Source organism: Stenotrophomonas sp. 05N37, assembly GCF_056397365.1.
The window spans coordinates 195,384-201,995 of the sequence record NZ_JBFTNG010000007.1; the positions used below are offsets into that span (position 1 = coordinate 195,384).

Here is a 6,612-nt window from a genome sequence, read left to right on the forward strand (position 1 = left end):
CCGCCCCTGGCGCACCGCCACCTGGGTGGCCTTGCTGACCCTGTCCACGCTGCTGGTGGCGCAGGCGGTGAGCTTCGCCGTGGTGTGGGCGCTGCCCAGCCCCGCCGCGCCGCAGATGAACCTGCATCAGGCAGTGCAGGTGATGGCCGGCGAGCGCGCCGCGGCCGACCTCGGCCTGCGCCGCTGGCGGCAAGCGCAGCCGCCCGCCGGCCGTGACAACGACTGGATGAGCAGCGTGGTGGCCGCTCGCCTGGGCGTGCCGCGCGCGCGGGTACGCACGGTCTGGCAGCGCAGCACCGATCCCACCGCCGTGCAGGTGCAGGTGATCAAGCAGGGGCAACTGCTGGCCAGCGGCCCCGAGCAGCGTGCCACGGTGGAAGAGGCATTGCTGTTGCCGGGCCTGCTGTGGCCGGCGTTCGAACTGGCCGTGCAGCACGCCGATGGCCAGTGGACGGTGGTGGGCGCCGACTACAGTGCGCTGCTGCAATGGCGGCGCCAGGTGCTGCTGGCCCTGCTGGCCGGCGCGGTCCTGCTGGCGCCACTGGCGGCCTGGCTGGCGCTGCGCGTGACCGGCTCGCTGCGCCGCCTGGCCGATGCCAGCGCGGACCTGTCGCTGCAGTCCACCGCGCGCCTGCCCGTGGAGGGGCCGCGCGAGGTGCAGGTGATGGCCGAGGCGATGAACGCGGCGCGCGAGCGCCTGCGTGACCAGGCCCATGAGGTGACCCGCATGCTGGCCGCCGTCGCCCACGACCTGCGCACTCCCCTCACCGGTTTGCGCCTGCGCGCCGACAGCGCACCACCGGCCCAGGCCGAGCGCATGGTGGCCGACATCGCGCGCATGACCAGCATGATCGACCAGGTGCTGGACTATGCGCGTGGCGAACTGCATCCCGCGCAGCGTCACTCCACCGCGCTGCACCTGCTGCTGGAGGAATGCGCCCAGCACGCGCAGGCGCGCGGCGCCGACGTGCGCCTCACGCATGCCGCGCACGTCAGCCTGGCCGTGGATGTGCTGCAACTGCGGCGCGCGCTGGACAACCTCATCGACAACGCGGTCCGCTATGCCGGGGCGGCCGAGCTGCGGCTGGAGGCAGGCGATGGCGTGGTGATGCTGGAGGTGGCCGACCGCGGTCCCGGTATCGCCGACGCCGACAAGGTACGCCTGCTGCAGCCGTTCCAGCGGCACGAGGGCTCGCGCAACCGCAGCACCGGCGGCATCGGCCTGGGTCTTGCCGTCGCGCAGGGCGCGGCGCGTCAGCACGGCGGCGAGCTGCACCTGCTGGCGCGCGACGGCGGCGGCCTGGTCGCGCGGATCTGCCTTCCGCTCGCGCAACCGGCCGGGCCCAGCCTTGCCGGGCGGCATGCGTGACCCAGGCGCCTTGCTGGCGTCGAGCGCCACCGCTAGGCTCTCGGCATGCCTACTTCCATGATTGTCGTCGACGACTTCCTGGCGACCGCCGATGCCCAGGGATTGCGTAACGCCGCACTGCAGCTGACCTATCCCGAGCAGGACGGTGCCTTCCCCGGCCGCAACTCTATCGAGCGCCTGGAGATCGACGGGCTGGCGCATGCCGCGTCCCGCCTGGTCAACGAACCGCTGCGCGTGGTCTCGCCGCTGCAGTCGCACGGCAAGTTCCGCATCACCCTGGCCCATGACGTGGGCCGCGCCAAGGTGCACGTGGACCGCTCGCACTGGTCGGGCATCCTCTACCTCAGTGCGCCGGAAGACTGCCAGGGCGGCACCGAATTCTTCCGCCATCGCCGCACCGGTACCGAGCGCCTGGCGCTGGACGAGGCCGAGCTGGCGCGGCACGGCTATCCCGACCGCGCGGCCATGCACCGCGACATCATCGAGCGCGACAGCGCCGACGACAGCCAGTGGGAAATGACCATGCGCGTACCGATGCGCTTCAACCGCCTGGTGCTGCTGCGTCCGTGGCTGTGGCACACCGCCGGGCCGGCGTTCGGCGACCGCATCGAGAACGGTCGCCTGGTCTACCTGATGTTCTTCGACGCCGCCCCGCCGCCGGCGCGCTGAGCCCACCTCGCCCGCTGCACAGGGTATGATTAGGCGCCTAATCATCCTCTGGAAGCTCCATGCTGGCCCTGAAACACCAGGCGTTCCTGGCCGAGATGCAGCGCCGTGGCCAGCCGCAGCCCGATGGCCTGGCCCAGTGCTTCCAGCTGCTGTCGCTGGCCGCTGCGATCGACCAGGACTGTGCGCACCGCTTGGCCCCGCTGGGCCTGAGCGAAGGCCGCTTCGTGCTGTTGTTCCTGCTGCAGGGGGCCGAGGCGCCGTTGTCGCCGCACCAGCTCGCCGAGCGCGCCGGGGTGACCCGCGCCACCATCACCGGGCTGCTGGACGGGCTGGAGCGCGACGGGCTGCTGGACCGGCACGCCGACCCGGACGACAAGCGCCGCGTCAACGTCTGCCTGACCCCGGCCGGCGAGGCCATGGCAGTGTCCCTGTTCGACCAGCACACCCAGTGGATCCGCAGCCTGTTCGCCGACCTTGGTGATGACGAACGCACCCTGCTCAGTGGCATGCTGTGCCGCATCTGGGCGCGTACCGATGCGGGGCAGGCAGCATGAAGAAGCAGGCGCTCTCGCGCGAACGCCGCGCCCAGCTCGACGGGGGGGAGGCCGAAGCGACCCACCTGGCCGAGATCCTGGCGGTGGACTTCGCCCGGCTGCTGGCCAGCATCGCGCCGTCGCTGCCGGCGGCGGCAGTGGCCAACATGCGCAAGGCGGCCAACAGCGGCATCACCCTGCGCATGCAGGGCGCGGCCACGCTGCTGCGTGCGCACGCCCTGGGCGATCCGGCGCAGTGGATCGACCACCGCAGCGACACCGTGCGTGGCTGGGCCTGCTACCTCATCGGCAGCGACCCGCGCCTGTCGCTGGAACACAAGCTCGACGCGCTGCGCGCGCTGGCCGACGACCCGCATTTCGGCGTACGCGAATGGGCGTGGCTGGCCGTACGCCCGCACATCGCCGCAGACCCGCTGCGGGTGCTGGCCCACGTGCAGCCATGGACGGCCGATGCCTCGCCCAACGTCCGCCGCTTCGCCTGCGAAGCACTGCGTCCGCGTGGCGTATGGGCCGCGCATATCGCCCTGCTGAAGCAGGCACCGCAGCACGCGCACGCGCTGCTCGAGGCGCTGTGCTGCGATGAATCGCGCTACGTGCAGGACTCGGTGGGCAACTGGCTCAATGATGCCGGCAAGAGCCAGCCCGACTGGGTACGCGAACGCTGCGCTGCATGGCAGCAGCGCCACGCCGACCACCCCGCCAACACCTACATCCGCAAGCGCGCCCAACGCTCCCTGTAGAGCCGACCGTTGGTCGGCTGGCACCTCCCGTAGACCCAACCGTCGCTCGGCCGTCTCCACTCACCTGCAATCCCCAACCACGCACCCCAGTTGCGAATGAAACATTTTGCGCCGCACAAAACCTGTGTTATCAATACTCCCCAATGAACGCACGCCCCGCCAACGCCTACTTTTGGTATTACTTTCCGAAGCCACCGGCGGAGGAAGGCATGCGCTCACCCTGAAGAAACCTTCAGACGCATTCCCGAAAGCCGCCAGCGCACCTGGCGGCTTTTTTGTTGCCGCCGCGCTGGGGACCCCCACTTCCAAGGAGTTTCCCCGCATGCCCCCGCACACCGATGACCTGCGCATCCGCAAGATCGAACCGTTGACCCCGCCGGCCCAACTGCTGGCCATGCTGCCCTGCGACGATGAAGCCTCCGACACGGTCAGCGCCTCGCGCGCGGCCCTGCACGAGATCCTGCACGGCCGCGATGACCGCCTGGCGGTGGTGATCGGCCCGTGCTCGATCCACGACCCGGTCGCCGCCATCGAATACGCCCAGCGGCTCAAGCCGCTGCGTGATGCCTACGCCGACGAGCTGGAAATCGTCATGCGCGTGTACTTCGAAAAGCCGCGCACCACCGTGGGCTGGAAGGGGCTGATCAACGACCCGGACCTGGACGGCAGCTTCAACATCAACAAGGGCCTGCGCGTGGCGCGCGGCCTGCTGCGCGACATCAACAAGCTCGGCCTGCCGGCGGGCGTGGAATTCCTCGACGTGATCTCGCCGCAGTACATCGCCGACCTGGTGGCCTGGGGCGCGATCGGCGCACGCACCACCGAAAGCCAGGTGCACCGCGAGCTGGCTTCGGGCCTGTCGTGCCCGGTCGGCTTCAAGAACGGCACCGACGGCAACATCAAGATCGCCGCCGACGCGATCGGCGCGGCCTCCAACCCGCATCACTTCCTCTCGGTCACCAAGGAAGGCGGTACCGCCATCGTGGCCACGGCCGGCAATCCGGATTGCCACGTCATCCTGCGCGGCGGCAAGACGCCGAACTACGATGCCGACCACGTTGAAGCGACCAGCCAGACGCTGGCCAAGTCGCACCTGGCCGCGCGCATCATGATCGATGCCAGCCACGCCAACAGCAGCAAGAACCCGGAAAACCAGCCCAAGGTCATCGCCGACATCAACGCGCAGCTGGCCAATGGCGAAGAGCGCATCGTCGGGGTGATGGTGGAAAGCCATCTGGTGGCCGGCCGCCAGGACCTGGTCGACGGCCAGCCGCTGACCTACGGCCAGAGCATCACCGACGGCTGCATCGGCTGGGACAGCTCGCTGGCGGTGCTGGAGAGCCTGGCCGAAGCGGTGCGCGCGCGGCGCGCGGCGCGGGTCAGCAAAGCGGCGTAACGTGTCGCCGTGTGATCGGACAGGCACGTCGATCCCGTAGAGCCACCCCATGGGTGGCTGCAGCGCGGACCCGGCGCCGCTTGCACCGGGTCGTTTGACAACGATTCAGTTTCGTTGCTACAACGCTCCTCGCTAGCTGCCCCAGCAACTGGGGCGGCAGGGAATGGCTCAGGGGAAAACTTGATGCAGCACGTCGCACGGTATTTGGCCGGGCTCGGCCTCGCGCTGTCTTTCGGATTCGCCCACGCACAAACACCCGGCTCCTACGGCCTGCACGAGCGTTCCATCGAGCGCATAAACGGTGCAAAAGACCTGGGCGTACTGTCCGCCGATACACTGTTTGGCGAGCAGGTCAGCCTGTTCAACGGCAGCACCACGTTTGAGAACGTTGACATCAGCATCCCGGGAAACAGCGGCCTACCGGTGGAGTTGCGACGCAAACTCAATGTGGATGATCGATCCCGCCTAAACGGCCAGCACCTGCTTGGCTTTGGCGAATGGGACGTCGATGTGCCCTTTATGTCGGGTGTTTTTGCCGCCGCAGCCGGCGGATGGCGACCGGCCGGTGGTACTGTCGATCAGCGCTGCAGCCTGCCACAGGAGCCGGCGCTGGCCGGCTTCACTGGTCCAGAGGACTACTGGAACGGCTATGAGGTTAGCGTGCCCGGTAAAGGCAGCCGCACCCTGCTGATCAATCCCAGGGCCAGGTTTCCTCCTCGTCCGTCAACGGCATCAGCACAACCAGCACGCAATACGACACGTTGGCACGGGCGACGGCTGAGTACCAGTTCGGCAAGCTCAGGCACGAGCTCGGCTACCACGCCGATGGCACGCTGGCATCGGTGAAGGACGGGCGCGGCAACACAATCACGCTTGCCAACTGGAAGCGTGGCATCCCACAGACGGTTGGATTCCCCGACGCTACCCAGCAGACGGCCACGGTCGATGACGCGGGATGGATACGCTCCACCAGCGATCAAAACGGATTCACCACGCAGTACGGCTACGACGCCATGGGCAGGATCACTCAGATCGACCGCCCGGGGGCAGACACCGTTGCGTGGAATTCGACCACGCAGGTCTACGAGGCGATCTAACGAAGGTCAAGGAACGGGATGGAAATAAGGTTGCTCAGGATGCTGGATATGATGATGCGCATGATGCAAAGAAAGGTCGAGGTGAGGGCGGCGTTGATATCTACCGCGACAAAAGTGGTGGGAATTGGCTCTGGAATGGCGTTCCGGGCGGAGAAAAGGAGTCGTTATGAACAAGAGCATGAAATCAAAGATCGCCTCACTGACCTTTAGAGGATTTGAGGTCTCGCCTCATGTGATAGAGGAGATGCTCAGTGTGAAAGCCAGTGAGACAGGCGAGCGGGGTGCCCACGTGAGAGCGGGAGTTTCCGCGTTGCTGAAGCGATCCTTCGCGAGGTTCTCCATTGAACTGGAACCAGACTGCAGGCTGGATCAAGCAGTTCCAATACTGCTAGCCCACGCGGGTGGCTTGCAGCGCCTGAAATCCGTGCGAGAGGTGATCACGCCCGAATGTCTTGAGCTGGATATCACTTGGCCGGTCAAAGGGTCCGATGAGCAGGAGGGCGGCTTTCTGCCTATCGTCGTGCTCTCGGATCTGGCGAACCTCGAATGCTCCCTTTCATTCGGATTCATCTGACGCCCTATGGACATCCGGCCGTTGCTACCCCCGCCGCAACCGCGCCAAGGCCAGATAGATCGCCGGCGTCGTATACAACGTCAGCCACTGGCTCACCAGCAACCCACCCACGATCGCGATCCCCAGCGGCTGGCGCATCTCCCAGCCGTCGCCGGTCGCCAGCATCAGCGGCAACGTGCCCAGCAATGCCGCCACGCTGGTCATCAGGATCGG

General features: G+C 67.4%; 9 protein-coding genes. 8 read left to right on the forward strand and 1 reads right to left on the reverse strand.

The annotated features are described in order from the left end of the window. Window positions 1–31 precede the first annotated feature (31 nt). The 8 genes from AC1DGC_RS17425 to AC1DGC_RS17460 all read left to right on the forward strand — a co-directional run bounded on the left by AC1DGC_RS17425 (window position 32) and on the right by AC1DGC_RS17460 (window position 6,399). Window positions 32–1,369 carry a HAMP domain-containing sensor histidine kinase gene (locus AC1DGC_RS17425; RefSeq protein ID WP_478048452.1) on the forward strand — a complete coding sequence of 446 codons (1,338 nt, stop codon included), beginning with the start codon at window positions 32–34 and terminating at the stop codon, window positions 1,367–1,369. 45 nt (window positions 1,370–1,414) lie between these two features. Next, entirely contained in the window at window positions 1,415–2,038 is a 624-nt protein-coding gene (locus AC1DGC_RS17430) for a DUF6445 family protein (protein ID WP_478048447.1), read from the forward strand. 59 nt (window positions 2,039–2,097) lie between these two features. Then, complete coding sequence (locus AC1DGC_RS17435) at window positions 2,098–2,592, forward strand: MarR family winged helix-turn-helix transcriptional regulator (RefSeq protein WP_478048448.1); 495 nt, start codon at window positions 2,098–2,100, stop codon at window positions 2,590–2,592. After that, the gene (locus tag AC1DGC_RS17440) at window positions 2,589–3,332 is read left to right on the forward strand and encodes a DNA alkylation repair protein (RefSeq protein WP_259210146.1); all 744 of its coding nucleotides are present in this window, start codon (window positions 2,589–2,591) and stop codon (window positions 3,330–3,332) included. The genes AC1DGC_RS17435 and AC1DGC_RS17440 overlap by 4 nt, the downstream gene beginning before the upstream one ends. 322 nt (window positions 3,333–3,654) lie before the next feature. Then, complete coding sequence (gene aroG, locus AC1DGC_RS17445) at window positions 3,655–4,728, forward strand: 3-deoxy-7-phosphoheptulonate synthase AroG (protein WP_259210148.1); 1,074 nt, start codon at window positions 3,655–3,657, stop codon at window positions 4,726–4,728. Window positions 4,729–4,911: 183 nt separating this feature from the next. Next, complete coding sequence (locus AC1DGC_RS17450) at window positions 4,912–5,574, forward strand: hypothetical protein (RefSeq protein WP_394164791.1); 663 nt, start codon at window positions 4,912–4,914, stop codon at window positions 5,572–5,574. Then, window positions 5,571–5,825 (forward strand): RHS repeat domain-containing protein, encoded by a 255-nt coding sequence (locus tag AC1DGC_RS17455; RefSeq protein ID WP_394164792.1) that lies wholly within the window; start codon window positions 5,571–5,573, stop codon window positions 5,823–5,825. The genes AC1DGC_RS17450 and AC1DGC_RS17455 overlap by 4 nt, the downstream gene beginning before the upstream one ends. A gap of 166 nt (window positions 5,826–5,991) precedes the next feature. Further along, complete coding sequence (locus AC1DGC_RS17460) at window positions 5,992–6,399, forward strand: hypothetical protein (protein WP_259210336.1); 408 nt, start codon at window positions 5,992–5,994, stop codon at window positions 6,397–6,399. Window positions 6,400–6,423: 24 nt separating this feature from the next. Here the strand turns inward: AC1DGC_RS17460 and AC1DGC_RS17465 are convergent. Further along, on the reverse strand, window positions 6,424–6,612 hold a 189-nt coding region (locus tag AC1DGC_RS17465), incomplete at its 5' end, for an efflux RND transporter permease subunit (RefSeq protein ID WP_478048449.1).

Bases quoted from the DNA above. Each gene is read 5' to 3' on its own strand.
- aroG (WP_259210148.1), top strand. From the start codon at position 3,655: ATGCCCCCGCACACCGATGACCTGCGCATCCGCAAGATCGAACCGTTG.
- AC1DGC_RS17460 (WP_259210336.1), top strand. From the start codon at position 5,992: ATGAACAAGAGCATGAAATCAAAGATCGCCTCACTGACCTTTAGAGGA.
- AC1DGC_RS17430 (WP_478048447.1), top strand. From the start codon at position 1,415: ATGCCTACTTCCATGATTGTCGTCGACGACTTCCTGGCGACCGCCGAT.
- AC1DGC_RS17450 (WP_394164791.1), top strand. From the start codon at position 4,912: ATGCAGCACGTCGCACGGTATTTGGCCGGGCTCGGCCTCGCGCTGTCT.
- AC1DGC_RS17435 (WP_478048448.1), top strand. From the start codon at position 2,098: ATGCTGGCCCTGAAACACCAGGCGTTCCTGGCCGAGATGCAGCGCCGT.
- AC1DGC_RS17440 (WP_259210146.1), top strand. From the start codon at position 2,589: ATGAAGAAGCAGGCGCTCTCGCGCGAACGCCGCGCCCAGCTCGACGGG.